The organism is Mariniflexile maritimum, assembly GCF_009746565.1.
Classification (GTDB): domain Bacteria; phylum Bacteroidota; class Bacteroidia; order Flavobacteriales; family Flavobacteriaceae; genus Mariniflexile; species Mariniflexile maritimum.
The window spans coordinates 160,356-186,909 of the sequence record NZ_WRPN01000002.1 but is presented as its reverse complement, the minus strand read 5'-3'; the positions used below and the strand labels follow the sequence as shown (position 1 = coordinate 186,909).

The 26,554-nt window shown below is 38.4% G+C and carries 29 protein-coding genes and 1 tRNA gene; 15 read left to right on the top strand and 15 right to left on the bottom strand.

The genetic code is table 11. The features are described 5' to 3' along the window. Position 1: 1 nt before the first annotated feature. From GQO80_RS03670 to GQO80_RS03660, 3 genes are all read left to right on the top strand, one after another. Positions 2–607 (top strand): RnfABCDGE type electron transport complex subunit E, encoded by a 606-nt coding sequence (locus tag GQO80_RS03670; protein WP_157206979.1) that lies wholly within the window; start codon positions 2–4, stop codon positions 605–607. A gap of 3 nt (positions 608–610) precedes the next feature. Next, positions 611–1,186 (top strand): electron transport complex protein RnfA, encoded by a 576-nt coding sequence (locus GQO80_RS03665; RefSeq protein ID WP_157206978.1) that lies wholly within the window; start codon positions 611–613, stop codon positions 1,184–1,186. Between the two features lie 131 nt (positions 1,187–1,317). Continuing rightward, a complete protein-coding gene (locus GQO80_RS03660; protein ID WP_157206977.1) occupies positions 1,318–1,713 on the top strand; it encodes a DUF423 domain-containing protein in 396 nt (131 codons plus the stop codon). Positions 1,714–1,751: 38 nt separating this feature from the next. On the opposite strand, the gene GQO80_RS03655 is transcribed toward GQO80_RS03660, so the two are convergent. Further along, the gene (locus tag GQO80_RS03655) at positions 1,752–2,501 is read right to left on the bottom strand and encodes a uroporphyrinogen-III synthase (protein WP_157206976.1); all 750 of its coding nucleotides are present in this window, start codon (positions 2,499–2,501) and stop codon (positions 1,752–1,754) included. A gap of 21 nt (positions 2,502–2,522) precedes the next feature. Then, positions 2,523–3,170, bottom strand: coding sequence for a DUF4271 domain-containing protein (locus GQO80_RS03650; protein ID WP_157206975.1), 648 nt, complete (start codon positions 3,168–3,170; stop codon positions 2,523–2,525). A gap of 121 nt (positions 3,171–3,291) precedes the next feature. Between GQO80_RS03650 and GQO80_RS03645 the strand changes: the two genes are divergently transcribed. The 3 genes from GQO80_RS03645 to GQO80_RS03635 are packed head-to-tail and all read left to right on the top strand — an operon-like array spanning position 3,292 to position 5,870. Next, on the top strand, positions 3,292–4,014 hold the full coding sequence (locus GQO80_RS03645; RefSeq protein WP_157206974.1) for a polyprenol monophosphomannose synthase: 723 nt from the start codon (positions 3,292–3,294) through the stop codon (positions 4,012–4,014). A 9-nt stretch (positions 4,015–4,023) separates the two neighbouring features. Beyond that, on the top strand, positions 4,024–5,370 hold the full coding sequence (locus GQO80_RS03640; RefSeq protein ID WP_157206973.1) for a dihydroorotase: 1,347 nt from the start codon (positions 4,024–4,026) through the stop codon (positions 5,368–5,370). Continuing rightward, entirely contained in the window at positions 5,370–5,870 is a 501-nt protein-coding gene (locus tag GQO80_RS03635; RefSeq protein ID WP_157206972.1) for a DUF4296 domain-containing protein, read from the top strand. Before GQO80_RS03640 ends, GQO80_RS03635 begins: the two co-directional genes overlap by 1 nt. Here the strand turns inward: GQO80_RS03635 and GQO80_RS03630 are convergent. Next, the gene (locus GQO80_RS03630) at positions 5,830–6,837 is read right to left on the bottom strand and encodes an NAD-dependent epimerase/dehydratase family protein (protein ID WP_157206971.1); all 1,008 of its coding nucleotides are present in this window, start codon (positions 6,835–6,837) and stop codon (positions 5,830–5,832) included. The genes GQO80_RS03635 and GQO80_RS03630 overlap by 41 nt on opposite strands. 163 nt (positions 6,838–7,000) lie before the next feature. On the opposite strand from GQO80_RS03630, the gene tyrS reads away from it, so the two are divergent. Further along, positions 7,001–8,293, top strand: coding sequence for a tyrosine--tRNA ligase (tyrS, locus tag GQO80_RS03625; protein WP_157206970.1), 1,293 nt, complete (start codon positions 7,001–7,003; stop codon positions 8,291–8,293). 130 nt (positions 8,294–8,423) lie between these two features. On the opposite strand, the gene GQO80_RS03620 is transcribed toward tyrS, so the two are convergent. After that, positions 8,424–8,942, bottom strand: coding sequence for a hypothetical protein (locus GQO80_RS03620; RefSeq protein ID WP_157206969.1), 519 nt, complete (start codon positions 8,940–8,942; stop codon positions 8,424–8,426). Positions 8,943–9,099: 157 nt separating this feature from the next. Here GQO80_RS03620 and GQO80_RS03615 point away from each other — a divergent pair, with 157 nt between their 5' ends. The 4 genes from GQO80_RS03615 to GQO80_RS03600 all read left to right on the top strand — a co-directional run bounded on the left by GQO80_RS03615 (position 9,100) and on the right by GQO80_RS03600 (position 13,620). Continuing rightward, a complete protein-coding gene (locus GQO80_RS03615; protein WP_157206968.1) occupies positions 9,100–10,071 on the top strand; it encodes an NAD-dependent epimerase/dehydratase family protein in 972 nt (323 codons plus the stop codon). Positions 10,072–10,103: 32 nt separating this feature from the next. Continuing rightward, the gene (locus GQO80_RS03610) at positions 10,104–10,694 is read left to right on the top strand and encodes a HupE/UreJ family protein (protein WP_157206967.1); all 591 of its coding nucleotides are present in this window, start codon (positions 10,104–10,106) and stop codon (positions 10,692–10,694) included. A 905-nt stretch (positions 10,695–11,599) separates the two neighbouring features. Beyond that, complete coding sequence (locus tag GQO80_RS03605; protein WP_157206966.1) at positions 11,600–12,031, top strand: deoxycytidylate deaminase; 432 nt, start codon at positions 11,600–11,602, stop codon at positions 12,029–12,031. Continuing rightward, on the top strand, positions 12,031–13,620 hold the full coding sequence (locus GQO80_RS03600; protein ID WP_157206965.1) for a S41 family peptidase: 1,590 nt from the start codon (positions 12,031–12,033) through the stop codon (positions 13,618–13,620). The genes GQO80_RS03605 and GQO80_RS03600 overlap by 1 nt, the downstream gene beginning before the upstream one ends. A 118-nt stretch (positions 13,621–13,738) precedes the next feature. On the opposite strand, the gene GQO80_RS03595 is transcribed toward GQO80_RS03600, so the two are convergent. Genes GQO80_RS03595 through GQO80_RS03585 form a run of 3 tightly spaced genes read right to left on the bottom strand, consistent with a single transcriptional unit; the run spans position 13,739 to position 15,144 of the window. Further along, positions 13,739–14,341, bottom strand: coding sequence for an FAD-dependent oxidoreductase (locus GQO80_RS03595; RefSeq protein ID WP_157206964.1), 603 nt, complete (start codon positions 14,339–14,341; stop codon positions 13,739–13,741). Further along, positions 14,341–14,544, bottom strand: a complete 204-nt coding sequence (locus GQO80_RS03590; protein ID WP_157206963.1) for a magnesium transporter CorA family protein — start codon at positions 14,542–14,544, stop codon at positions 14,341–14,343. Before GQO80_RS03590 ends, GQO80_RS03595 begins: the two co-directional genes overlap by 1 nt. A gap of 12 nt (positions 14,545–14,556) precedes the next feature. Then, positions 14,557–15,144, bottom strand: a complete 588-nt coding sequence (locus GQO80_RS03585) for a MarC family protein (RefSeq protein ID WP_157206962.1) — start codon at positions 15,142–15,144, stop codon at positions 14,557–14,559. 107 nt (positions 15,145–15,251) lie between these two features. Here GQO80_RS03585 and GQO80_RS03580 point away from each other — a divergent pair, with 107 nt between their 5' ends. The 3 genes from GQO80_RS03580 (at position 15,252) to GQO80_RS03570 (ending at position 19,742) form a co-directional block, all read left to right on the top strand. After that, complete coding sequence (locus tag GQO80_RS03580; protein WP_157206961.1) at positions 15,252–15,851, top strand: DUF3109 family protein; 600 nt, start codon at positions 15,252–15,254, stop codon at positions 15,849–15,851. A gap of 249 nt (positions 15,852–16,100) precedes the next feature. After that, entirely contained in the window at positions 16,101–17,081 is a 981-nt protein-coding gene (locus GQO80_RS03575) for a ribonucleotide-diphosphate reductase subunit beta (protein ID WP_157206960.1), read from the top strand. 180 nt (positions 17,082–17,261) lie between these two features. Then, positions 17,262–19,742 (top strand): ribonucleoside-diphosphate reductase subunit alpha, encoded by a 2,481-nt coding sequence (locus tag GQO80_RS03570; RefSeq protein ID WP_157206959.1) that lies wholly within the window; start codon positions 17,262–17,264, stop codon positions 19,740–19,742. Between the two features lie 82 nt (positions 19,743–19,824). Here the strand turns inward: GQO80_RS03570 and pth are convergent, their stop codons facing one another. The 3 genes from pth to GQO80_RS03555 all read right to left on the bottom strand — a co-directional run bounded on the left by pth (position 19,825) and on the right by GQO80_RS03555 (position 22,169). Beyond that, positions 19,825–20,391 carry an aminoacyl-tRNA hydrolase gene (gene pth, locus GQO80_RS03565; RefSeq protein ID WP_394350990.1) on the bottom strand — a complete coding sequence of 189 codons (567 nt, stop codon included), beginning with the start codon at positions 20,389–20,391 and terminating at the stop codon, positions 19,825–19,827. A gap of 136 nt (positions 20,392–20,527) precedes the next feature. Further along, positions 20,528–21,154, bottom strand: coding sequence for a 50S ribosomal protein L25/general stress protein Ctc (locus GQO80_RS03560; protein ID WP_157206957.1), 627 nt, complete (start codon positions 21,152–21,154; stop codon positions 20,528–20,530). A 73-nt stretch (positions 21,155–21,227) separates the two neighbouring features. Then, positions 21,228–22,169, bottom strand: coding sequence for a ribose-phosphate pyrophosphokinase (locus GQO80_RS03555; protein WP_157206956.1), 942 nt, complete (start codon positions 22,167–22,169; stop codon positions 21,228–21,230). A 147-nt stretch (positions 22,170–22,316) separates the two neighbouring features. Here GQO80_RS03555 and GQO80_RS03550 point away from each other — a divergent pair. Then, a tRNA-Leu gene (locus tag GQO80_RS03550) sits at positions 22,317–22,396 on the top strand. A gap of 130 nt (positions 22,397–22,526) precedes the next feature. Here GQO80_RS03550 and GQO80_RS03545 read toward each other — a convergent pair. Genes GQO80_RS03545 through GQO80_RS03525 form a run of 5 tightly spaced genes read right to left on the bottom strand, consistent with a single transcriptional unit; the run spans position 22,527 to position 26,538 of the window. Continuing rightward, entirely contained in the window at positions 22,527–23,276 is a 750-nt protein-coding gene (locus tag GQO80_RS03545) for a TIGR04283 family arsenosugar biosynthesis glycosyltransferase (RefSeq protein ID WP_157206955.1), read from the bottom strand. Beyond that, the gene (locus GQO80_RS03540; protein ID WP_157206954.1) at positions 23,269–24,147 is read right to left on the bottom strand and encodes a DUF547 domain-containing protein; all 879 of its coding nucleotides are present in this window, start codon (positions 24,145–24,147) and stop codon (positions 23,269–23,271) included. Before GQO80_RS03540 ends, GQO80_RS03545 begins: the two co-directional genes overlap by 8 nt. Then, positions 24,144–25,046: a sterol desaturase family protein gene (locus GQO80_RS03535; RefSeq protein WP_157206953.1), complete on the bottom strand. Its 903-nt coding sequence runs from the start codon at positions 25,044–25,046 to the stop codon at positions 24,144–24,146. Before GQO80_RS03535 ends, GQO80_RS03540 begins: the two co-directional genes overlap by 4 nt. Before the next feature lie 3 nt (positions 25,047–25,049). Beyond that, positions 25,050–25,862, bottom strand: coding sequence for a purine-nucleoside phosphorylase (locus GQO80_RS03530; RefSeq protein WP_157206952.1), 813 nt, complete (start codon positions 25,860–25,862; stop codon positions 25,050–25,052). After that, positions 25,855–26,538 (bottom strand): TIGR04282 family arsenosugar biosynthesis glycosyltransferase, encoded by a 684-nt coding sequence (locus tag GQO80_RS03525; protein WP_157206951.1) that lies wholly within the window; start codon positions 26,536–26,538, stop codon positions 25,855–25,857. Before GQO80_RS03525 ends, GQO80_RS03530 begins: the two co-directional genes overlap by 8 nt. Positions 26,539–26,554 lie beyond the last annotated feature (16 nt).

Genomic DNA, 26,554 nt, shown 5'->3' with positions numbered 1-26,554 from the left:
TATGGCAGAACCACTAAATCAAACCCAAAACTTCTTAAAAGGGATTATCAAAGAAAACCCAACATTTGTAATGCTTTTGGGTATGTGCCCTACGCTAGGGGTTACCTCATCGGCTTATAATGGCTTGGGCATGGGTGTTGCTACGGCGTTTGTATTGTTAATGTCGAACGTGGCGGTATCGCTGGTAAAAAACGTGATTCCCGCAAAGGTGCGTATTCCGGCATTCATCATCATTATCGCATCGTTTGTAACGGTAGTTGAAATGATTTTGGAAGCCTTCGTGCCCTTTCTATATGAACAATTAGGCATTTTCATCCCGCTGATTGTTGTAAACTGCATCATATTAGGTCGTGCGGAAGCTTTTGCCTCCAAAAACAACCTGCTTTCTTCGGCCATTGATGCCTTAGGTATGGGTGTTGGTTTTACCTTGGCACTTACCGTTTTAGGCTCGGTACGCGAAATTTTGGGCAGTGGCAGCTTGTTCGGGTTAAAATTTGTATCAGACAACGCCAACACCTTTATACTGTTCATCTTGCCTCCGGGGGCATTTATTGCTTTGGCCTATTTATCCGTTATTTTCAACAAACTAACAAATAAAACCCTTTAAGATATGGATTATGTAATTATTCTCATAGCTGCCGTATTTGTAAACAACATTGTACTATCGCAATTCTTGGGCATTTGTCCGTTTTTGGGCGTTTCCAATAAGGTTTCCACATCCGTTGGCATGTCTGGGGCCGTATTATTTGTGATGACGATTGCCACAACAGTAACCTATTTGCTTCATCAATACGTCTTAATTCCGGCAGGATTGGATTATTTAAGAACCATTTCGTTTATTTTGGTCATCGCCGCTTTGGTACAGATGGTGGAAATTATCCTTAAAAAAGTGAGTCCGTCACTTTATCAGGCCTTGGGTGTTTTTCTTCCGCTAATCACAACCAATTGTGCCGTTTTGGGGGTTGCCATTTTAGCGTTGGGACTTGAAAATGGCAGTTTGTTAAAGGCCGTATTTTTTGCCATTTCAAACTCACTTGGTTTTGCCTTGGCATTGATTGTTTTTGCAAGCATACGGGAACACTTGGAACTTGCCAACCTGCCAAAAGTGATGAAAGGCGTGCCCATTAATCTGTTGGTGGCAGGACTGCTGTCTTTAGCTTTTTTAGGGTTTACAGCCTTGGTTTAATACCTACATGTTTATTACGCGTAGAAATTTACATAAGAACAGCACTAAATACGTGCCCCAACAAATAATTTTTCATATAATGGGATTTGTTAAGTAATTTTGCAATTATTTAGATGTAAGCCGCTTTTTATATGAACAAAACCATACTCATTACCGCATCCCTTTTTGGGATATTGGGCATTATTCTGGGAGCTTTTGGCGCTCATGGCCTAAAAGCATTCATACCTATTGAAGCTCAACAAAGCTTTGAAACTGGGGTTAGATACCAAATGTACCACGCCTTTTTTTTGTTTTTTGTAGGCTCCAATGCAACGGTAAGGCCTAAAGCAAAAAAAGCGATTTATTTTCTAACACTCTTGGGGGTTTTGCTTTTCTCGGGGTCTATTTATGGGTTGGCAACCAATACGCTAACAACCTTCAACTTTAAAACCATTGGTTTTGTAACGCCTATTGGCGGCCTTCTTTTAATTTCGGCATGGGTTGTATTGTTGTTCAATTTTTTAAAAATAAAATCAAAATACATATAAGATAATGCCTCCTGTAAGTCTTTAAAAACAAGCGGAGTTTACTTATTCTTATTCGCTTTCTCAATATATTTCTCCAATGCCATTGTCATAGAAGGTGTTTCTGGAGTTGGAGCCGCGATATCAATGCGCAAGCCTCTTTCTTCAGCAGCTTTCATGGTGGTGTCGCCAAATACTGCTATTCGGGTATCGTTTTGTTTAAACCCTGGAAAATTTTGAAAAAGCGATTCAATGCCCGATGGGCTAAAAAACACTAAAATATCATAAAAAACATCGGCCAAATCGGAGAGATCGCTAATAACCGTTCTGTAAAAAATGGCCTGTTTCCAATCAACGCCTAAGGCATTAAGGGTATTTGGCACTTCATCTTTTACCTTATCGGTATTTGGCATTAAAAACTTTTCGTCCTTATATTTTTTTATGATGGGCGAAAGCTCGGAAAATGTTCGTTTTCCAACATAAATTTTTCGTTTTCTATATACCACGTACTTTTGCAGATAAAATGCAACGGCTTCAGACTGGCAGAAATATTTCATGGTATCGGGCACCTTAAACCGCATTTCCTCGGCTACCCTAAAATAATGGTCAATGGCATTCCTACTGGTTAAAATTATGGCCGTATAGTGGTTTAAATCAACTTTTTGTTGTCTAATTTCCTTTGCTGGTACTCCTTCTACGTGTATAAAAGGTCTGAAATCAATTTTTACTTTTTGTTTTTCAATTAAATCGAAGTAAGGCGAATTTTCAATTTTTGGTTCAGGCTGGGATACCAAAATGGTTTTCACTTTCATATACACAAGTAGTTAGTCGTTCTATTTAGAAATAAATACCTTATACAAAATAATGTAGGGTGCAATTTCTAAAGCGCAAAGATACAAAATAAAATAAAAAAAATTATGTTTTATAAAACTTTGATGTGCCTTGAAAGAGGTAAATAATCCTATTAATACTACAATAATTAATAAAATAACGCTTACATAAAAAAAAGGCAATGAAGGCTTAAAACTAAACAGCAGAAAAGTATTTATAGGGATAAGCACAATACCCAAATAGTTTTTGTAGCTTATTTTTTGGAACAGATATTGGTCGATAATGTCGTCTATCTCCAAAAGGCTTCCAATAAGGCGTTCAATAAGCACTTTTATTAAAATGAACAGGCAGATACCCACCGAAAGTTTCACCATAATATCAACAGGAACAATTTTGGTGTTCATGAAAAACCGATATACGATAAAACTGAACAACGACATGGAAATTACCAAATTGGCAAACAACAGCGCGTCAAACTTATCCAGAAATTTTTGCTCGCGTGCATATACTTTTAAGTACTTTGAATTTACCAAAACAGAAACAAAATCATCGAACCGTTTTGGTGAAGTTAATTTTGCAACAGCAACAATAACAAGCCCTAAAACAATTATAATAGTATAAAAATCATTTGATATAACCTCCCTTAGCATCCCGTAAAATTATTATAAATTTTAATTAGATGCCTTAAATTATTAAGGAATATTTAAAATAAATAAACATCTAATAATGTACATTTGCCATGAATTAATACGTTTCCCTTAAAATTAACGAATGACCGATACCGTTGTTATCATTCCAACTTACAATGAAATTGAGAATATCGAGGCCATAATTAACGCGGTGTTTTCTAAATCGGAAGCAGTGCACCTGCTTATTGTTGATGACAATTCCCCCGATTTAACGGCCCTGAAAGTAAAGGAACTTCAAAAAAAATTTCCCGATAGGTTATTTCTGGAAGTTAGAAAAGAAAAATCCGGACTGGGCACTGCCTACATTCACGGGTTTAAATGGTGCTTACAAAGAAGTTACCAATATATTTTTGAAATGGATGCCGATTTCTCGCACGACCCAAACGACCTCGTAAAACTACACCACGCTTGCCATGTTGAAGGGGCCGATTTAGCTATTGGCTCGCGCTATGCAACCGGAGTAAACGTTGTAAACTGGCCCATGAGCAGGGTTTTGATCTCGTATTTTGCATCGCGCTACGTGCGTTTCATTACGGGCATGAAAATACACGATACAACAGCAGGTTTTATTTGCTATAAACGCATTGTTTTAGAAACATTAAACCTAGATAAAATAAAATTTATTGGATACGCCTTTCAAATTGAAATGAAATTTAAGACCTATTTGAAAAAATTCAAGATTATTGAAGTACCCGTTATTTTTACCGATAGAACCATGGGAACCTCAAAACTAAGCTCTGGCATTATTGCCGAAGCTATTTTTGGCGTTATCTCAATGAAAATAAACAGTATATTTAAAAAGTAGCGACCGAATATGAAGCAGAAAACCATACTTATAAAAAACGCCCACATTGTAAACGAAGGCAGCATTTTTAACGGCGACCTATTAATTGAAGGCGATTACATAAAAGAAATTAGCCAATCCATAAGCGCCAAATCATCCAATGTGCACGTTATTGATGCAGAAGGAAAATATTTATTGCCCGGTGCCATTGATGATCAAGTACATTTTAGAGAACCTGGCCTAACGCAAAAAGCAACCATTGAAACCGAATCGAAAGCAGCCATAGCGGGCGGTATTACGTCGTTTATTGAAATGCCCAACACCAACCCGCAAACAACAACCATTGAAAAGTTGGAGGAAAAATTCGATATAGCCGCACGAACCTCGGCAGCAAACTATTCGTTTATGTTTGGCGGCACAAACGACAATTTGGATGAAATTTTAAAAGTCGATGCTAAAAACGTGGCCGGGTTGAAATTGTTTTTAGGCTCTTCAACAGGCAACATGCTGGTTGATGACCCCATGGTTTTAGAGAACATCTTCAAAAATACCAAGTTGCTTATTTCCGTTCATTGTGAAGATGAGGCCACCATTCAAAAAAACTTTCAACAACAGTTCGATACCTTTGGCGATGCCATCCCCATAAGCTACCACCCAATTATAAGAAGTGAGGAAGCCTGCTATCTATCATCGTCCAGAGCCATCAAGCTCGCACAAAAAACAGGTGCCCGTTTGCATGTGTTCCATCTTTCAACAGGAAAGGAAACCAACCTTTTCAGCAATAAAATCCCTTTAAAAGACAAAAAAATTACGGCCGAGGTTTGTATCCATCATTTATGGTTTTCCGATAAGGATTATGAATCTAAAGGAACATTGATTAAATGGAATCCTGCCGTAAAAACAGAAGAAGACCGATTACAATTATGGGAAGCATTGCTTGATGATAGAATTGATGTGATTGCTACGGACCATGCACCCCATACCTTAGAGGAAAAGAAAAACCTATATACCAGTGCGCCTTCGGGTGGCCCCTTGGTACAACATGCTTTACCCGCCATGTTGGAAATGTACCATAGAGGAGTCATTTCCATTGAAAAAATTATTGAAAAAATGTGCCACAACCCCGCTATTTTATTTGAAATAGAAAAAAGAGGCTTTATAAAGGAAGGCTATTTTGCCGATTTGGTTTTGGTGGATTTAAACAACCCATGGACGGTAACCAAAGATAATATTTTATACAAATGTGGCTGGTCGCCGTTTGAAGGCACCACGTTTAAGTCACGAATTACCCATACCTTTGTAAATGGCAGTCTGGTATATCAAAACTCAAAATTTACCGATGTAAAAGCTGCAAAACGATTAACTTTTAATAGATAATGTTGAAACAATTTGTATCATTTTTCTGCATCATGGCTCTGGTCGCATCCTGTGGTTTTGGCGGCCCTAAAAAGCCTAAAAACCTCATTTCCAAAAAAAACATGGTCGCTATTTTAATTGATGCCAAATTACTGGCAACGGCAACCAGCGCCAACCAAAGCATTTTAGAGAGCCATGGCGTGCAAATTAACCGCTACATTTTTGAAAAATATGGCATAGATAGTTTGCAATTTGCAGAAAGCAACAAGTACTATGCCCATAAAATTAAGGATTACGAAGAAATTTACACCAAGGTAACCGATAGTTTGGAGCGTTTAAAAGTAGCCTTAAAAGAATTAGAACTAAAGGAAGAGAAAAAGAAAAAAAAGGAAACAGACTCCATAAATGCTGTAACGGCTAAAGATTCGTTGGCAGCGGTTTTGGTTAAAAAGGCATTAAACCCCGAGGAAGGCATTTTAATTAGTCCTGCATCCGATAAAAACTCCCCACTTTATAAATAGTTTCGTTTATATCCTTAAAATTATAGTTTAGGGCACTTTTAATTTTTTCGCTACTGTAAAACGTTTCGGTAGTTAATGACGTGCTGATACTTTTGGTTAACCTTCTGCGTTTACCCAACAGCTTGTGCCTTAACCAATCCCATTTCCATGCAATGCCCAACAAAAAGGGACTAGCTAATTTTTCTGGTTTTTTGGCATTAACCGATTGTGCCATGGTTTGCAAAAAGCGTTTGTAGAGCCAATTTTCGGCCACCAATACAAAACGTTCGTTTACGATGCTGCCCTTCATTAAGGCTTCCATAAGGTTTACTACATCTTCAACGGCTACCAATCCAATAGTGCCCGAAGTATAATATTTTAGGCCTTTATGTGCTTTTTTAAACAAACTGCCTGAACCAAATTTCCAGATACCGGCCCCTAAAATAACCCCAGGGTTTACAATTACCGCATCCAATCCTTCTTGTGTGCCGCGCCAAACTTCCATTTCGGCCCCATATTTTGTAATGGCATACACGCTGTTGTCATTTTCCGGGTCCCAATTGGCATCTTCTGTAATAAACGTACTGTTAAGTGGTTTTCCTAAGGTCGCTATGGAACTTACATAACATAGTTTTTTTATGCCATGGGCAATGCAAAAATTCACAATATTGGCAGTTCCTTCAATATTGGTTTTTCTTAATTCATGGTACTTATTGGGTTCAAAAGACACCAAAGCAGCACAATGGTACACGTGGGTAACATTTTTAAAAGCTTCAGATAGTGACGGAATATCCAAAATATCGGCCTGAACCCATTCAATAGCATCAAAAAGTACCTTATAGTTTTCAGTATAGGTGGCAAAAACATTTTTAACCAAGTCTAATTTGCGTTCGCTTCTATAAATAGCTTTAACGGCTTCATTCGCACTGGCAAGCTTGAAAAGCAAATGCGCACCCACTAAACCCGTACCTCCTGTTACTAAAATCATGCAACGAAAATAGTGAAAAGCCCCCTAACACCCAAAAGGGGAACTTCTAATATTTTGGACATTTTTTTTTTTTTGAGCTTCATCCGTTCCTAGTTGGGGTTAGGGGGCTTTTCTTTGTTTTTATTTTTATCTTTGCATAGTTTTAAAAAAATCAAAAAAAAAGATGAAAAATTTTGTTGAGGAATTGACTTGGCGCGGGATGATACAAGATAGTATGCCGGGGGTTGAAGAACACTTGATGGAGGCCATGCGGTTGGCGTATGTTGGCATTGACCCAACGGCCGACTCACTGCATATTGGTCATTTAGTGGGTGTTATGGGGCTTAAGCACTTTCAATTATCGGGACATAAACCGGTAGCGCTGGTTGGTGGTGCAACAGGTATGATTGGCGATCCTTCAGGAAAATCGGCAGAACGCAATTTGTTGAATGAAGAAACGCTAAAACATAATCAAAACGCGATAAAAGAACAGTTATCGCGGTTTTTGGATTTTGACAGTGATGCAGAAAACGCCGCAATTATTGTGAACAACTACGATTGGATGAAAAATTTCACGTTCTTGGAATTTATTCGCGATGTAGGCAAACATATTACCGTTAATTATATGATGGCGAAAGATTCGGTTAAAAAACGGTTATCGTCCGAATCGGCAGTGGGCATGAGCTTCACCGAGTTTACCTATCAATTGGTGCAAGGTTACGATTTTTTGCATCTGTACCGCACCAAACAATGCACCTTGCAAATGGGAGGCAGCGACCAATGGGGAAATATTACAACAGGAACCGAACTGATACGACGAGTTGATGCCGGCAAAGGCTTTGCGCTAACATGGCCGTTAATTACAAAAGCCGATGGCACCAAATTTGGAAAAACCGAAGGTGGCAATATTTGGTTGGATGCCAACAGAACATCACCCTATAAATTTTATCAATATTGGTTAAATACCAGTGATGTTGATGCAGAAAAGTACATTAAAATATTCACGTTTTTATCGAAAACCGAAATAGAGAACCTAATAGCTACACATCAAGAAGCGCCCCATTTACGAGCTTTACAAAAACGATTGGCAGAAGAAATTACCACCATGGTCCATTCAAGCGACGAGTTGGAAAATGCTATAAAAGCAAGCGAAATCCTATTTGGAAATTCAACAGGAAGCGATTTAAAAAAGCTGAATGAGCAAACTTTTTTAGATGTTTTTGATGGTGTACCACTTACTGAAATCTATAAAAGCGAGTTAGAAAACGGCTTGGACATCATTGCCGCTTTGGCCGAAAAAGGCGGATTTTTAAAATCGAATGGCGAAGCGCGTCGTGCTTTAAAGGAAAATGCCGTTTCGGTAAATAAAGAAAAAGTTGGCGAAGGCTACATGCTTACCCATAACGACTTGATAAACAATAAATTTATTTTATTGCAGCGCGGTAAAAAAAATTACTTCGTTTTGCGCATGGTGTAAAAATAAACAAGCCCGATTATAAAATCGGGCTTGTTGCTAACCAACCAACTAAAAAAATCAATCTTTCTTTTTCATAGTTTTGTATTGGTCGTAAGTGAATTTTAAAACTTACAACTTAACGCTATGTTTTTTAAGGCCTTTCGATAATGATATTGTCGGCTTCAATCTTTTTGTTCATTTGTAAATTCAAGTTTGAAAAGGCCACCAAAAAGGCGCGTATATTTTCAAGAAGTTCCGGTTTGGTTGTGGTTGATAAATTGTAAAGGCTTTCCAGTTTTAAAAGTTGTGTTTCCAAAGCTGTAATGCGCGCTGTAATGGCATTGTTGTTAATTTCCGCAGGAATTGTTTGCTTCAAGTTTCTAACCAACTCTTTAACGTTTTTTTCGTTGGCCTTAAAAAAATTTAGATCTGCTTTTTTTAAATTATTTACAACCTCATCAAGTTGCTTGTAGGCCATCCAATTTACAATGGAATCTTCGGCTCTCGAATCCAAAATATAATCGGTGTATTTAATTTTAGCAACATCTTTTACTTTAATTACCTGACTTTCAACAGGCTTCTCAACAACCAAAGCGGCATCATCTTGTTTTTTCTTACAAGAAACAAAAAACAACAGCACCCACACAATCCCTAAAAATTTAAGTTTCATAACTAATCCATATAAAATTATTTACACAAATATATAAGTTTCCGTTCTTTTTTAAGCAGAAGGAACACCATCAAATTAACAATATTTCATTTTAAAAAATATATTATTATCAATAAAAACTTGTTATTTTTGAAAACTATTTAAACAATGCTTTTTAATGAAGTCAAAAATATTAATAATTGGTGCCTGTGGTCAAATAGGTTCCGAATTAACATTCAAATTAAGAGCGCTTTATGGTGATGCCAATGTTATTGCAAGCGATATTAACTACAGTAATTTAGAAATTGTAAATGCCGGTATTTTCGAAATAGTAGATGCACAAAACTATGAAAGCATAAAAAGTTGTGTTGAAAAACATAAGATAGATACCATCTACCTCATGGCCGCTATGTTAAGTGCCACTGGAGAAAAATACCCCATGAAAGCTTGGGACTTAAATGTGGAATCGCTTTTTCATGTACTAAATTTAGGGCGAGCCAAATTTGTAAAAAAAATATTCTGGCCTTCAAGTATTGCCGTTTTTGGGCCTACAACACCTAAAGAATTTACGCCTCAATACACCATTATGGAACCTACCACGGTATATGGCATTACCAAACAAGTGGGCGAACGCTGGTGCGAATACTACAATAAAAAATATGGTGTTGATGTGCGGAGTTTGCGCTACCCGGGCATTATAAGTTGGAAAACATTACCAGGTGGCGGCACCACCGATTATGCCGTTGAAATTTACCATAAAGCCATTACCCATGGTAACTATGAATGTTTTTTAGCTGAAGATACCGAGCTCCCCATGATGTTTATGGACGATGCCATTAAAGCAACGGTTGATATTATGAAAGCACCCAAGGATGCTGTTAAAATCAGGTCGTCCTACAATTTGTCTGCCATAAGTTTTACACCAAAACAGATTGCAGAATCCATAAAAGCACAGATGCCCGATTTTAAAATAACCTATGCCCCCGATTACCGTCAGGAAATTGCCAACAGTTGGCCTAAAAACATAAACGATTCGTACGCACGGCAAGATTGGAAATGGAAACACCAATTTAACCTAGAGGCCATTACAAACGAAATGCTTTTGCAACTCGACAAAAAGTACAACCAACCCACAGAAAACTCTAATTAATTGTATATTTGGTTTCCCTAAATTGAATGATTATGCTTGAAAATTTTTGGTTCAATGTGCAATATGGCATCCACCATGTACTTGATATTAAGGCCTACGACCATGTGTTGTTTCTTATCGTTTTAACCGTACCTTACCTTTTCAAAGACTGGAAGCGCGTGTTGCTATTAGTAACCATGTTTACTCTAGGGCACAGCCTTTCGCTTGTTTTAGCGGTTTATGGCGTAGTAACCGTAAAAGCGACTCTGGTAGAATTTCTAATACCAATTACCATCCTTATTGTGGCACTTTTTAATGTTTTTACTTCGGGCAAAGGCGCACAAAAGGAAAAAATAGGGGTTCTGTTTTTATCCACTTTGTTCTTTGGCTTAATTCACGGGCTAGGGTTTGCGCGCGAGTTTAAAATGCTGTTGGGCGACTCAGACAGTAAATTAATGTTATTATTGGAATTTGCAGTAGGTATCGAACTGGCCCAAATAATCATCGTATTTGCCGTTTTGCTTTTAGGCTATATCATGCAAACCATTTTCAGGTTTAACAAACGAGATTGGATATTGGTAATATCTGCCATTGTGGTTGGCTTAGTCATTCCTATGATATTGAATAGCCCGTTTTTAACGTGATTTAGTTGAAATTATCTTATTTTCCATTCAAACTACCCACAAAAACCTATCAACCAAGTTGTCCCCTTGAGGGGACTTCAGGGGTGTGCTTTTTAAAATGGGCAAACTCAACCTTTTCAATTCCTTTCAATCTAAACTACCCACAAAAACCCATCAAACAAGTTGTCCCCTCGAGGGGACTTCAGGGGTGTGCTTTTTAAAATGGGCAAACTCAATCTTTTCAATTCCTTTCAATCTAAACTACCCACAAAAACCCATCAATCAAGTTGTCCCCTTGAGGGGACTTTAGGGGTGTGCTTTTTAAAATGGGCAAACTCAACCTTTTCAATTCCTTTCAATCCAAACTACCCACAAAAACCCATCAAACAAGTTGTCCCCTCGAGGGGACTTCAGGGGTGTGCTTTTTAAAATGGGCAAACTCAACCTTTTCAATTCCTTACAATCTAAACTACCCACAAAAACCCATCAATCAAGTTGTCCCCTTGAGGGGACTTCAGGGGTGTGCTTTTTAAAATGGGCAAACTCAATCTTTTCAATTCCTTTCAATCCAAACTACCCACAAAAACCCATCAATCAAGTTGTCCCCTTGAGGGGACTTTAGGGGTGTTCTTTAAAAAACCCAAATTAACCGTTCCATTTACACAAACTTTCATAAAACTTTAACGAACTTGCGTTGTAATTAAAATACGAACCCAGTATATTCGTTATATTGTTTGCGTTAAGGATTTCTCATTGATGACTATTTTTAAAATAAGGAATTCGTGAATGTTACACATTTAAAGTAAAAACCCTTTTGCTTTTTAGCAAAAGATTGCAACGAAAAGCCCAATACGAATTACTGTAAAGTTTTTTTTAATTTTGCACGTTTTCCAATGAGGGTAACACCCAAATTATAATTAAAATAAATGCCAGACCATAAACAACTTAAGTACGACAAAGCCTACTTACGAATTGCCCAGGAATGGGGCAAACTATCCTACTGCAAACGCCGGCAAGTTGGTGCGCTTATTGTTAAGGACCGCATGATTATTTCTGATGGCTATAACGGTACGCCATCGGGGTTTGAGAATTTTTGTGAAGACGAAGCAGGCTACACAAAATGGTACGTGCTACATGCCGAAGCCAACGCCATTTTAAAAGTCGCCGCATCAACCCAATCCTGCAAAGGCGCAACGCTTTATATAACCATGTCTCCTTGCAAGGAGTGTAGCAAGTTAATCCATCAAGCCGGTATCGTAAAAGTGGTGTACCATGAAGCCTACAAAGACGATTCCGGATTAAAATTCCTTGAAAAAGCAGGTATAGAATTAAAATTAATAGAAGACTTAAAAGCATAATGCCATATAAAAAGAAATATTTGCCATTAATTATAGGCGTTGCCGTAGCAGCGGGCATTTTTATTGGCGGAAAATTAAACTTTAGCGATTCTTCCGATAAACTATTTTCCAAAAACAGCAAAAAAGACAAGCTCAACAGACTTATAGACTATATTGATTACGACTATGTTGACAATGTAAATACCGATAGCATCGTTGATGTTACGGTAAACGGTATTTTGGAGAACCTCGATCCACATTCGGTTTACATTACCAAGGAAGAAATGCAAAGTGTAGCCGAAAACATGAAAGGCGATTTTGTGGGTATTGGCGTAAGCTTTTATCCGTATCGCGATTCTATTGCCGTTATTAGAGCCATCGAAAATGGCCCTAGCGACAAGGCAGGCATAAAGGGAGGCGACCGAATTTTGATTGCCGATGGCGATACCCTCTATGGAAACAAATTTAAAGATGGCGATTTGGTAAAAAAACTAAAAGGCCCTTTAGATAGCAAGGTGCGCCTAAAGGTGTTCAGAAAGGGCGAGCCAAAATTGCTTAATTTCACCATAAAGCGTTCACACATTCCTATTAAAAGTGTAGATGCGGCTTACATGCTTACCCATAAATTAGGCTATATAAAAGTGAACCGATTTGCCGAAACCACTTATAAAGAATTTAAAAAAGGGCTCGATAAACTACTGGCTGCTGGTGCCACCGAAATGGTTCTCGATTTGCGCGATAACCCTGGTGGGTTTTTAAGCATTGCCGAACAAATTGTAGATGAGTTTTTAGAAGATGACAAACTCATCCTGTTTACCAAAAACAAACATGGCAGTATCGAAAAAAACTATGCCACAAGCAAAGGCGATTTTGAACGCGGTACCATTTTTGTACTTATAAACGAAAACTCCGCATCGGCGAGCGAAATTGTTGCCGGTGCGTTACAGGATAATGATAGAGGCACCATTGTTGGTCGCAGGTCGTATGGCAAAGGCTTGGTACAACGCGAAATGGACTTGGGCGACGGCAGTGCCGTTCGCTTAACGGTTTCACGATACTACACCCCCACAGGACGCTCCATACAACGCCCTTACAGCAAAGGCAATAAGGATTATTACGACGAGTATTTCGAACGGTTGGATAGCGGCGAGTTATTGGACCCAGATAAAATAAAAGTGGCCGATTCTTTAAAATACAAAACCCCAAAAGGCAAAATTGTATATGGCGGCGGCGGCATCATACCCGATGTTTTTGTGCCTATTGACGATGCCATGCAAAACCAAACGCTTACTTTCTTGCAAAACTATGGGTATATTGGAAATTTTGTTTTTGAAACATTGGATAAAAACAGAAAAATGTATGAAGGTATTGCCAGACAAGATTTTATTGATTCTTTTGAAGTTCCCACAGATATGGTGTACGCTTTCCAAGATTATTTGAATTTAAGAACCGAAGCCAAAATAACCTTTGTAGCCTACCAAGATGAAGTAAAGGAATATATAAAAGCTACTTTGGCAGACCAACTTTACGGCAACGGCTCCTTTGATGAGGTTTTAAACAAAAGCGACATCATGATTGAAGAGGTTATTAAGTTGAGTGAAAGGAAATAGTTTTAAAAGCTGTATCCGTTTTCGGAAACACCTGAAAAATCTCTACATGGTTCCTTGAAAACCCCCTGAACATTTGAAAGCCCCTTTTTTCTTCAAACCTTTGCAAGACAAAACAGAATCAAATCTTATCATGCACCTTCACATGTTTTCCATTGTTCCAAAGTGTTAAAATATCGGTAGCCACCTGTGCGCCACTACCCGAACATACGGCAAACTGGCTGCGCCAACCCGCTAACGAACCAGCAACATACAGGTTGTTCTCAACTAAATGATTGGTGTTCTTTAACCAAATGCGGTCTTTTTCAAGCTCGGCTCTGGGGTGGGGCGCCACATACTGCTCCAACCCTTTTATGGTCATTAAGTTGGTATAGCCAACAGCAACAACCACTATTTCAGCATTGTACTCATGCTTATTGGTTGCAACACTAAAAACACCTTCATGTTTTGAAAGTTTCAAAACCTTTTCGTTTTCAATCTGTTCAACCTGCGGATATAAGGCTTTTAATTGTTGCTTTCCTTTTTTTAATATCGATGTGCCCGTAGTTCCGGGTTCCAACCCTAGCACATTGTTAAATAGTGCGGTCTGTAAATGCGATGTTTTTTGATGAACAACAATACCTATACGCTTGTTTGCGGCAAACGGCTTATTTCCCGCAGATCCTAAAACCAATGCGCATTGCAAACCCGCTGCTCCACCGCCTATTATTAACGCATCAAACATTAACGACGCTCTTTTACTTTCTGTTCAATTCGCTTTGATATGGTTAAAATCGCCAAAATAAGTACCGCACAAAGCGATGCTAAAATGGTTATCAATGCAACAGCGCTTTCGCCCTTAAAAGGTGCTTCAAAATTTATCTTTGTAAAGTTGAAAATGATGAGTGCCAAAGCGAGCAGGCTCATTATAATGGTTAAAATTTTCATGGATAATTTGGTTTATATAATTTCAAATAAGGCTTTTATATTATGTGCAAACAGCTTAACGGCAATGGCCAATAAAACCACACCAAATACTTTTCTAACTATGCTGATGCCATTTGGCCCCAAAAAACGTTCAATGGTTCGCGATGTTTTTAAAACAATAAAAATAACAATAACGTTTAATATAATGGCTACTATAATGTTTTCCGTTTTAAATTCGGCCCTTAATGAAAGTAAGGTTGTTAAACTTCCGGGGCCTGCAATGAGCGGAAATGCCAATGGGAACACCGAAGCTGTATTTGAGGTGTGTTCTTCATGCTTGTAAAGAGTAATTCCTAAAATCATCTCTAAGGCAATAAAAAACAAAATAAATGCCCCCGCCACCGCAAACGAGTTAACGTCAATACCAATAAGGGTTAAAATGCTTTTGCCCAAAAACAAAAAAGAAATCATGATAACCCCAGAAATAATGGCCGCTTTCCTGCTGTTTATGTTGCCTACTTTTTTCCTTAAATCTATTACAATGGGAATATTGCCAACAATGTCAACCACGGCAAACAATATCATAAAGGCCGTAAATATTTCTCTTAAATTAAGTTGCATAGGTTTGCGTTTTACACTTTCGCTACAAAAGTAGGCATTGTAGTTAATATGTATGGGGTTAAACGCTAAAGTTTCATTATTTTTGTCAACTCCTACACACTTAAAATATGTTTCAATTAGGCAAAACCATCGTTTCAGAAGACATAATAAAAAAGGATTTTCTATGCAACCTCTCCGCTTGCAAGGGCGCTTGTTGTATTGATGGCGATGCGGGTGCGCCTTTGGAAACCGAAGAAGTGGAAATTTTGAAAGCCATTTATCCAAAAGTTAAGCCGTTTTTGCGCAAAAAAGGCATCAAGGCCATAGAAGCACAAGGGGTTTTTGTAACTTCTGAAGAAGGCGAATTGCAAACGCCGCTAATTGATGGTGCCGATTGCGCTTATGTTATTTTCGATAAAAACAACGTGGCGCTTTGTGCCATTGAGGAAGCCTACAACCAAGGTGAGATTTCTTGGAAAAAACCCGTTTCTTGCCATTTGTATCCCATTCGCGTGCAAGATTATAGCGAGTTTTCAGCAGTCAATTACCATAAATGGGAAATTTGCGATGATGCTTGCGCATTGGGCAAAGAACTGCAAGTTCCTATTTATAAGTTTGTAAAGGAAGCCTTAATTAGAAAGTTTGGCGAAGCTTGGTACACCGAATTGGAACAGGTGGCAAACAACTTGTTAATTGAAAAAAAAAGCTCTAAACCTCGTATAAAATAAGGGTTTTATAGTTAAAAACTGTATTTTTTCTGTAAACTTTTTTCTTTTCTTAAAACGTTATATTTCTGTTTTTCAATTATTTAACCTAAACATTTTGTAAACTTCTCATACTGAGTGTTTTTAATAATTGTTAAAAACTTCTCGACAATGTTTATAACTAAACCTTTCATTTCTAACATCATTTTTGAATCTTTGTTGCTTCACTAAGTGATACTTTTTTGTTTAACCTTCATTTTAAAAAACACCTCAATGTCTCAGCAAGTCGAACCCATTTTACAAGAAAACAAAGATCGTTTTGTTATTTTCCCCATCCAACATCATGATATTTGGGAATGGTACAAAAAATCGGAGGCCAGTTTTTGGACTGCTGAAGAAATCGATTTACACCAAGACCTAGCAGACTGGAAAAACAAATTGAATGACGACGAGCGTTATTTCATCAAACATATTTTGGCCTTTTTTGCAGCCAGTGATGGCATCGTGAACGAAAATTTAGCCGAAAATTTTGTAAATGAAGTGCAATATAGCGAAGCCAAGTTTTTTTACGGCTTTCAAATCATGATGGAGAATATCCACAGTGAAACCTATTCCCTTTTAATCGATACTTACGTTAATGACGAAAAGGAAAAAGATTTACTGTTCAACGCCATCGACAATTTTCCTGCTATCAAGAAAAAAGCCGATTGGGCTTTAAAATGGATAAAATCGCCCAGTTTTGCAGAACGCTTAATTGCCTTTGCCGCGGTTGAGGGCATTTTCTTTTCAGGTGCATTTTGTTCGATTTTTTGGTTGAAAAAACGGGGGTTGATGCCCGGATTAACGTTTTCCAACGAGTTAATTTCACGCGATGAAGGCGTACATGCCGATTTTGCAGTGCATTTGCACAACAACCATTTGGTAAACAAAGTACCTAAAGCCAGAATTAGGGAAATTTTGGTCGAGGCCTTAAACATTGAACGTGAGTTTATTACAGAATCGTTACCGGCAAGTTTAATTGGCATGAACGCTAAACTTATGGCGCAGTATTTAGAGTTTGTAACCGATAGATTGCTAACTGAATTAAATTGCGAGAAAGCGTACAATACCACCAATCCGTTCGATTTTATGGACATGATCTCTCTTCAAGGAAAAACCAATTTCTTTGAAAAACGGGTGTCCGAATATCAAAAAGCAGGCGTTCTAAACAAAGAAGAAGAAAAGGACAAATTTACCTTTGATGCCGATTTTTAACAGGGAATTCAACCAGTAAAAAAGAAGTTTTTCGTGAAAAGCACTCAAAAAATGTCCATGGCAGCAAAAAAACCATCAAAATATCAAACTAAGTATCTGTTTAAAAATAAATAAACTACTTAAAATAATTCATTAACCCATTTTCTGAAGGCGTATCAGGAAATAAAAACGCTCAAAAGTATGTATGTAGTAAAAAGAGACGGCAGAAAAGAACAGGTAATGTTCGACAAAATTACCGCAAGGGTACGAAAATTATGTTATGGATTAAACGAATTGGTCGATCCATTACGAGTAACCATGCGCGTTATTGAAGGTTTGTACGATGGCGTAACAACCAGCGAACTTGACAATTTAGCTGCTGAAATTGCTGCAACCATGACCACTACACACCCCGACTATGCCCGTTTGGCCGCACGCATCTCGGTATCTAACCTTCATAAAAATACCAAAAAATCGTTTAGCGAGGTCATGCACGATTTACACACCTATATCAACCCAAGAACAGGCAAAAATGCTCCGCTCCTAGCCGATGATGTGTATGAGGTTATTATGAAAAATAAAGATGTACTAGACTCTACCATTATTTACAACCGCGACTTTAGTTACGATTATTTTGGGTTTAAAACCCTCGAGCGCTCCTACCTTTTAAAACTAAATGGCGCCATTGCCGAACGGCCGCAACACATGCTGATGCGTGTAGCTGTTGGCATCCATTTAAACGATTTGGAATCGGTTATCGAAACCTATGAGCTCATGTCCAAAAAGTACTTCACGCACGCAACGCCTACACTTTTTAATGCGGGCACGCCAAAACCGCAAATGTCATCCTGTTTTTTATTAACCATGAAAGAAGACAGTATTGACGGTATTTACGACACCTTAAAACAAACAGCAAAAATATCGCAATCTGCCGGTGGTATTGGTTTGGCAATACATAATATACGGGCAACGGGCAGCTACATTGGCGGCACCAATGGCACCAGCAACGGTATTGTGCCTATGCTACAAGTGTTTAATGATACCGCTCGCTATGTGGATCAAGGTGGCGGAAAACGTAAAGGTAGCTTCGCCATTTATATTGAAACATGGCACGCCGATATTTTTGAGTTTTTAGATTTGAAGAAAAACCACGGAAAGGAAGAAATGCGTGCACGCGATTTATTTTATGCCATGTGGATTTCCGATTTATTTATGAAACGCGTTGAAACCGATGGCACCTGGACGTTGATGTGCCCTAACGAATGCCCCGGATTGGACGAAGTGCACAGCGAAACCTTTGAAGCCCTATACACTAAATATGAAACCGAAGGCAAGGGCCGAAAAACCATAAAGGCACGCGAACTTTGGGAGAAAATTGTTGAATCGCAAATTGAAACCGGTACGCCTTATATGTTGTACAAAGATGCAGCAAACCGCAAATCGAACCAACAAAATTTAGGCACCATCCGATCGTCAAATTTATGCACCGAAATTTTAGAATACACCTCGCCCGATGAAGTGGCTGTTTGCAATCTGGCTTCCATCGCATTGCCCATGTTCGTGAAAAATGGCGAGTTCGACCATAAAGAGCTTTTCCGCATTACAAAACGCGTGACCAAAAACTTAAACCGTGTTATTGATAGAAATTATTATCCTGTAAAAGAAGCCGAAAACTCCAACCTACGCCATCGCCCCATAGGTTTAGGCGTTCAAGGTTTGGCTGATACGTTTATTCAATTGCGCCTGCCATTTACAAGCGATGAAGCCAAAAAGTTAAATCAAGATATATTTGAAACGCTTTATTTTGCGGCGGTTACTGCCAGTATGGAAGAAGCAAAGGCCGATGGACCCTACCAAAGTTATAAAGGCTCGCCTATAAGCAAAGGCGAATTTCAATACAACCTTTGGGGCTTAAACGATGACGACCTAAGTGGCATGTGGGAATGGGACAAACTGCGCAAACAAGTTTTAATGCACGGGGTTCGCAACTCGCTTTTGGTAGCCCCTATGCCAACCGCTTCAACCTCTCAAATTTTAGGTAACAACGAATGTTTTGAACCTTACACCTCCAATATTTATACGCGCAGGGTTTTATCAGGCGAGTTTATTATCGTGAACAAGCACTTGCTGGAAGATTTGGTTGAACTAGGTTTATGGAACGATGGTTTAAAACAGGAAATTATGCGCGCCAATGGATCTGTACAGGGTATCGATGCCATTCCGCAACATATCAAAGAACTTTATAAAACCGTTTGGGAACTAAGCATGAAAGATATTATTGATATGTCGCGCCAACGTGGTTATTTTATAGACCAGTCGCAATCTTTAAATCTGTTCTTGGAAGGTGCCACCATGGCAAAACTAACCTCTATGCATTTTTATGCATGGAAAAGTGGCCTGAAAACGGGCATGTACTACCTGCGAACCAAAAGTGCGGTTGATGCCATTAAGTTTACCCTACAAACCACCAAAAAGGAAGAACCAGTGGCCGAAGCCTTAGAAACGACCAATCAAAATGTGGTTCGGGAACAAAAAAAACAGATTGCGGAAGCAAACGCCGCTAAATTTGCAAACAAACAACCTACACAAGAAATAGAGCCCATGACTGCCGATGAAATGAAAGCGTTAATAGCCCAGGCAAAAGCTACTGAAGGCGACGATTGCATCATGTGCGGTTCATAATACATTTGAAAAATAAAAAAAACGCTCTCCTTCTTTTAAAAAATGGAGAGCGTTTTTGCTATAACATTCCGTTATTGGCCTACTATTTTCCGTTAAAGGCATTCATGGTCATGCTGATGCCTGCCAGACCAAACGATTTAATAAGTTCCACAGATTTATCTAAACGTTCTTTAAGTTTTTCGTTTTCTTCGGCAGTCCATTTACCCAACACGTAATCAACCTGTTGCCCTTTACTAAACACATCGCTTATACCAAACCGGAAACGGTTATATAAGGTGGTGTTTAATTTTTCCTGTATGTCTTTTAGTCCATTGTGCCCGCCATCGCTTCCTTTGGTCTTTACGCGGATATTCCCAAATGGCAGATTCAAATCGTCGGTAATTACGAGCATATTTTCTAAAGGGATGTTTTCTTTTGTTAACCAATAAACAACGGCCTTTCCGCTTAAATTCATGTAGGTACTTGGTTTTAAGAATACAAAGGTTCTTCCTTTAAGTTTAAACGTAGCCACATCACCCAATTTTTGGGTTTCAAATGTAAGATGTTCTTGTGCCGCAAAATAGTCCAATATTTTAAACCCTATATTGTGGCGCGTTTGTGCATATTGTTCGCCAATATTGCCCAACCCAACTATTAAGTACTTTTTCATGGTGGTATTTGGTACGGCAGTTTTCCTTTTAAACAAAAATTCTAAAAACCTTACCATTTGTATGTCTTTTTTTGGTAAAAATAAAAAAGCATCCTGAATTAATCAGAATGCTTCCTATATTTAATTTAAAAGCGTTTTATTCTTGAGCGGCTGCTTCCTCGGCTGCTGCTGCTTCTGCTGCTGCCTCTTCTTCTTCTTCATCAAATGCATCCACCGAAGCTCTTGAACGTCTTACGAGACACACAACCGTGTTGTCTGGGTGCATGAATCTGTAGGCATCGTTCTGCAATGCCGTGATATAAAGTTTGCTACCAATTTTAAGTGGCGTGATATCGGCTTCAATAAAATCGGGCAGGTTTGCAGGTAATGCCTTAACACGCAAACTACGACGGTTTTTACGCAATACACCACCGTTTTTAACACCACGGGAGTTTCCAATAAAACTGATTGGGATTTCCATGGTAATTTCTTTATCATCGAACAGTTGGTAAAAATCTACGTGTAAAATTTTATCGGTTACCGGATGAAACTGGATGTCTTGCAAAATGGCACTGTACTTTTCACCCGTGTTTAACGCAATTACAACTGTGTGCGCATTTGGTGTATATACTAGGTTTGAGAAGCTAAGTTCTTCTGCATAAAAATGAACTGGCTTATCTCCTCCGTATAATACGCAAGGAACCTGACCAGCATTACGCAAGGCTTTTGTTGCTTTTTTGCCCACGCTTTCTCTTTGAGATCCGTTGATTGTAATTGATTTCATTTAAAATTTATTTATTGATTATTAATAATATTCCTTTTTTTTCTACCCTTTTGGCGATGCTGGAAGGGGGCTTTTACATCACAAATTGCGAACTGATTGATTTGTTATTATGAACCTTTTCCATAACCTCGGCAAATAAATTGGCGCAGGTTAACACCTTTATTTTATCGCTTAATGGTTTAACGGGTATGGAATCGGTTACGATAAGTTCTTCTAATTTCGATTTTTTTAAATTTTCATACGCATTGCCAGACAAAATGGGGTGGGTACAAATGGCCCTAACGCTTAGTGCTCCGCGCTCCATCATTAAGTCGGCTGCTTTTGTTAAAGTACCGGCAGTATCAACCATGTCGTCAACCAAAACCACATTTTTTCCGGTAACATCGCCAATCAATTCCATGTGCGAAATGATGTTGGCCTTTGCGCGTTGCTTATAGCATATTACCACATCACATTCCAAAGCTTTAGAATAAGCATAAGCCCTTTTTGAACCTCCCATATCCGGCGATGCAATGGTTAAGTTATCCAAGTTCAGGTTTTGCAAGTAAGGCAAGAAAATGGTAGATGCAAATAAATGATCTACTGGTTTTTCAAAAAACCCTTGAATTTGGTCTGCGTGCAAATCCATGGTAATAATGCGGGTTGCCCCTGCGGCTTCCAACATTTTTGCTACCAGTTTTGCGGCAATAGGTACGCGTGGTTTATCTTTTCTGTCTTGTCTTGCCCACCCAAAATAAGGTAAAACGGCGGTAATATGTCTTGCCGAGGCGCGTTTTGCAGCATCAATCATCAACAGCATTTCCATTAAGTTTTCTGGCCCAGGATTTGTGGAGCCGATAATAAAAATACGTGTTCCCCTAATCGATTCTTCATACGAAGGCTGAAATTCGCCATCGCTATAAGTAGAGGTAATAACGTTGCCCAATTCGGCACCAAAAGCTTTGGCTATTCTTTCACCAAGTGCCTTGCTTTGCGTGCATGCAAAAATTTTAGCTTCGGTAATAACAATTGGCATAGTTAACGTGTTGTTTTAGAGTACAAAAGGATACGCTTCGTTTTAACGAGGTGCAAATTTATACATTTATTTCAACCTAAAAAGTATATTACTGAGTATTTTTATTGAAAATATAGAAAAAATATATATTTTTGCTGTCCGAAACAAGCTCAAGTGGCGGAATTGGTAGACGCGCCGGATTCAAAATCCGGTTCTTCGGAGTGTGGGTTCGATTCCCACCTTGAGTACTTTTAGCCCTTAAACAATTAAAACCAATTGTTTAAGGGTTTTTTTATCGATAAAAAATAGTAAAGTTAGTTAAGCTACACTTGTAATATATTCTGAAAGAAGTTGTGAAAACAGCAGCTGTTTTGGCGGTCAAACGATGTGTTTTTTATAGTAGGCCGTTAAACTACTGGGGGAAGCGCCCAAACTTTTCTTGATATGGATGACCATGAAATGATATTGCAATTTCCAAACACCATTTATTTGGTAACGACGGGCCGAAGTGGTAAGCCATCTTTGAATGACCGTAAATTGCTTGATTTTATATAATTTGGCTATTAAGTCGTTATCTTCGTAAATAGTAAAACTCTCGTTGTAACCCCCTATTTTGTTGAACAATGCTTTGGTAATGAACAAACTTTGGTCGCCACCCCTGCACGCTTTCCAGTTTAATTTGGTTAAAAACCCAGCCAATGTTAACCACCAATGTTGGCTATCAAATTTCATGATAAAACAACCTGCTTCTCTGCCTTTTTCGACTACTTCCAAAATGTACTTATCAAAATTTTTAGGCGGAAAAGAATCGGCGTGCAAAAAATAAAGAATGGTTCCATGAGCATGTTGGGCACCAAAATTCATTTGTTTGGCCCTTCCCTTTTCAGAAAGGATGCACCTTATCTGAATCGCTTTTAGTGTATCCGAAGGTGTTTCGATACGCTGCAACTTGTTATACCGCGATGCAAAGGTTTTAACGCTTTTTATCGAACCATCAGTGCTTCCGCCGTCCACTACAATAATTTCCAGAATGTTGTCGTTTGAAGCAGTTTCCAAAATATGGTTGAGCAAAGTCCCTATTGTTTGCGCTTCATTAAGAATGGGTATGATAACGGAAATATTACTCATTCAAATCCCAATTATAGTCTTTATAACTTTTTTTGGCGTTTTTAAAAATCTTAACTTCAGTATATTGGTTTATAAAATCAATGATACCGCCGTTTTGTTTAAAATCTTTGGCAAACCATTGAAATATTTTTGATATCTGAATGGCGTTGGGCGTAATTATATTCCTTTCCTTCTCACTTAAAAAATCTTTAGTGGCTTTTGTAAGTTGGAACTCTAAGTTTTTGGCGGTATATGCCTCATTTAATAATTTAGGACAAGAAACCGAAGCGCAAACAATGGCAAAATGAATACGTGGTTCATCCATTTTACGAAGAATTTGGTGTTCGATTTCATTCAAATCATACCAAGTTTCGCCTAATTTCCATAAACGTTGGCCCCAAGGCTCTTTAATATCCTTAATACTTTTTAAGGGATAATTTCGTAAAATCAAGTCGATGGTCAAGGCATTGTAGGCGTTTATCCAAAAGGCCAATGTTTCTTCTCTTGAAATAGATTGAAACCCTTCGTTCGATTTAAACAAACTTAAAGCATACATGTAATCGCGCAATTTTTTGTGCTCCGTTTTAAACGACCTGTAATTAACAATCCCGTTGTTGGAAACATGGTTTTGCAGCAATTCGTTCCAAAGTTGGTGCGTTTCAACAACCCGTTTCGTTGTTTGATTAAACCCTTCGGTTGGAATGTTATCTTCCAAAATACTTATTTTAAAAGTGCTTTTTTCTCCAAAAGCTTCAACGTTATCAATAGTTATTGTAACGGTATCTTTTTCGGCTTTATCATCGCATTTTACAAAAGCAGTTGCAATAACACCTTCAGTGCACAAACACGCTGCAATTACTAAGAAGATAGCACTATGCTTGAAGTTTTTCATGCTTTTTTATTGAAGCCATGCTTGTTCCATGGATATAATTCTTGAGCTATAAAATCGCTTGGAAAGGTTTCATCGCCTTCAAATCCCAGTTCAATATCCCTTCCGTTGTACGGAACATGGTTTGTTTTAAAAATATAATCCCAGATACTCAAGGTCAATCCGTAGTTTATCCCAAACTTCTTGTTTTTGGGAAGTTCTTTTACATGATGCCAAATATGCATTTTTGGGTTATTGAACACGTATTTTAAAATGCCATAATCCCAACCTAGGTTGGCATGGTTTAAATGGCCCACGGTTAAGGCGAAAAAGTGCACCATGGCCACATCTTGCGCATCAAAACCGCCAATAACGGCTATGGGTATGTACAAAAGCGATTTATAGACTATGGGTTCCATCCAATGGTAGCGCAGGTGGGCCGCAAAACCCATTTCTTTTACAGAATGGTGTACCTTATGGAAATTCCATAAAAAAGGGATGCGGTGCAATAAGCGGTGGGTGTTCCATTGTATAAAATCTGTTACGATGAAGAAAACGAACAGCCCCAGCCATTTTGGTAAATCGTCCACATCAAATAATTGGAGGCTTGAAAAGGATATTCCAATAGTTTTTAAAGCATCTTTAAATAGTTCCGAAGCCGTATTGGATAGGGCGATCAACACAATTAAATTCAATATAAAGAAATTAAAAAACATATAGAACGTATCGAGCCAAAAATCTTTCCTGAAAATGGATTGTTGCTTACGCCACGGAAAAATAATTTCCAAAAACCAAACAATGAAGGATATAACGATTAGGCCATAAAAGAAATTATCCCAATGGTTGATTGAGATTAGCTCGTGCTTTAGGTAGTTCCAATAGCCAGAATAGGATTTTTTTATAACTTCAATGTATTTTTCCAAGTTTTACAACAGTTTTATTAATTCTTTAAAGAGCGTAATCATATCGGGTTCTGCTTTTTTTGCCATGGCAATAATTTCATTGATATCAACGGGCTTTAAATGGTTGGGGTCGCACTCATCAGTTAAAACAGACACAGCGGCCACACATAGTTTTAGGTGGTTTGCCACAATAATTTCCGGTACGGTACTCATGCCCACTGCATCGGCACCCATGGTTTTTAGCATGCGGTATTCTGCACGGGTTTCCAATTGTGGGCCTACTACGCTGGCATAAACGCCCTGGTGCAAGGTAATGTGGTGGTTTTTTGCAATGGCTTTGAATTTTGAATTTATTTCGGCATCATAAGGCGCACTCATATCGGTAAAACGTTCGCCCAAAAACTCAACGCCTTTAAATGCCAGAGGCGAACTTCCTTGCAAATTGATGTGATCGTCAATAAGCATGAGTTCCCCTTTTTTAAAGTTGAGGTTTATGGCACCGGCAGCATTGGATACCAGTAATGTTTTGATGCCCAATTTTTCCATGATTCGAACGGGGTAGGTAACGTCTTGCAACGAGTACCCTTCGTATAGGTGAAAGCGCCCTTGCATTACAACAACCTTTTTCCCTTCTAAAATGCCGTAGATCAATTTTCCCTTGTGGAACTCAACCGTGGCCGTTGGGAAATTTGGGATGTGGTTATAACTTACTTCGTGCTGTATGGTTATTTCTTCAACAAGTTGTTCGAGGCCTGTACCTAAAATGATGCCAATTTTGGGGTTTTCAAATCCTTTATGTTGCAGGTAGCTTACAGTTTCTTCAATTTCTTTAATCATGTTGAGTGTAGAATTTTTTAAGTTGGGGATAGTGTTTTATATCTTCAAAAGTATCAAGGTCGTTTAATACCTCAAGCAGGCTGAAAGATACGTTTTTTTGGCTTAATTCCTTCAATGTTACTTCCAATAAACGGGGTTCGCTCCAGGGCTTGTTTTGAAACAAACAGGCCGTTGGTTTTGATAGGCCCAAAAGGTAATAACCTCCATCTTTTGCGGGCCCGATAACCACATCGTACTCATTTAATTTATCGAAAGCCTGATTTAAGTGATTGGGTTCAAGATCCAGTAAATCGCTGCCTATGATAACGACTTTCTGGTATCCCAACTGAAAAAGATCGATGAAAGCATTTTCCATTCGAACGCCCAAATTGGCACCGGTTTGAAGTTTTTTTATAAACACCGCATCATCCCAAAGGTCGTTTTTTTTTATTTTTTCCGAATAAAACACATATTTATCGGCACTTAATGATGCCGTAACCGTGGCCGTGTGCTGAAGCAGGAATTTATAAATATGTAAGGCTGCCTCATTGCCTATGGTTTTAGCCAAACGGGTTTTGCAGGTGCCCAATTCGGGGTTTCGCACAAAAATAATTATGGCTTTTTTGGAAGTTGGAAAATGAAAATCGAAAACGGCCTCGTTATCATCATTGGTGTCCTTGGTATTAAAAAGTCCCATACATACCTCGTTTTGT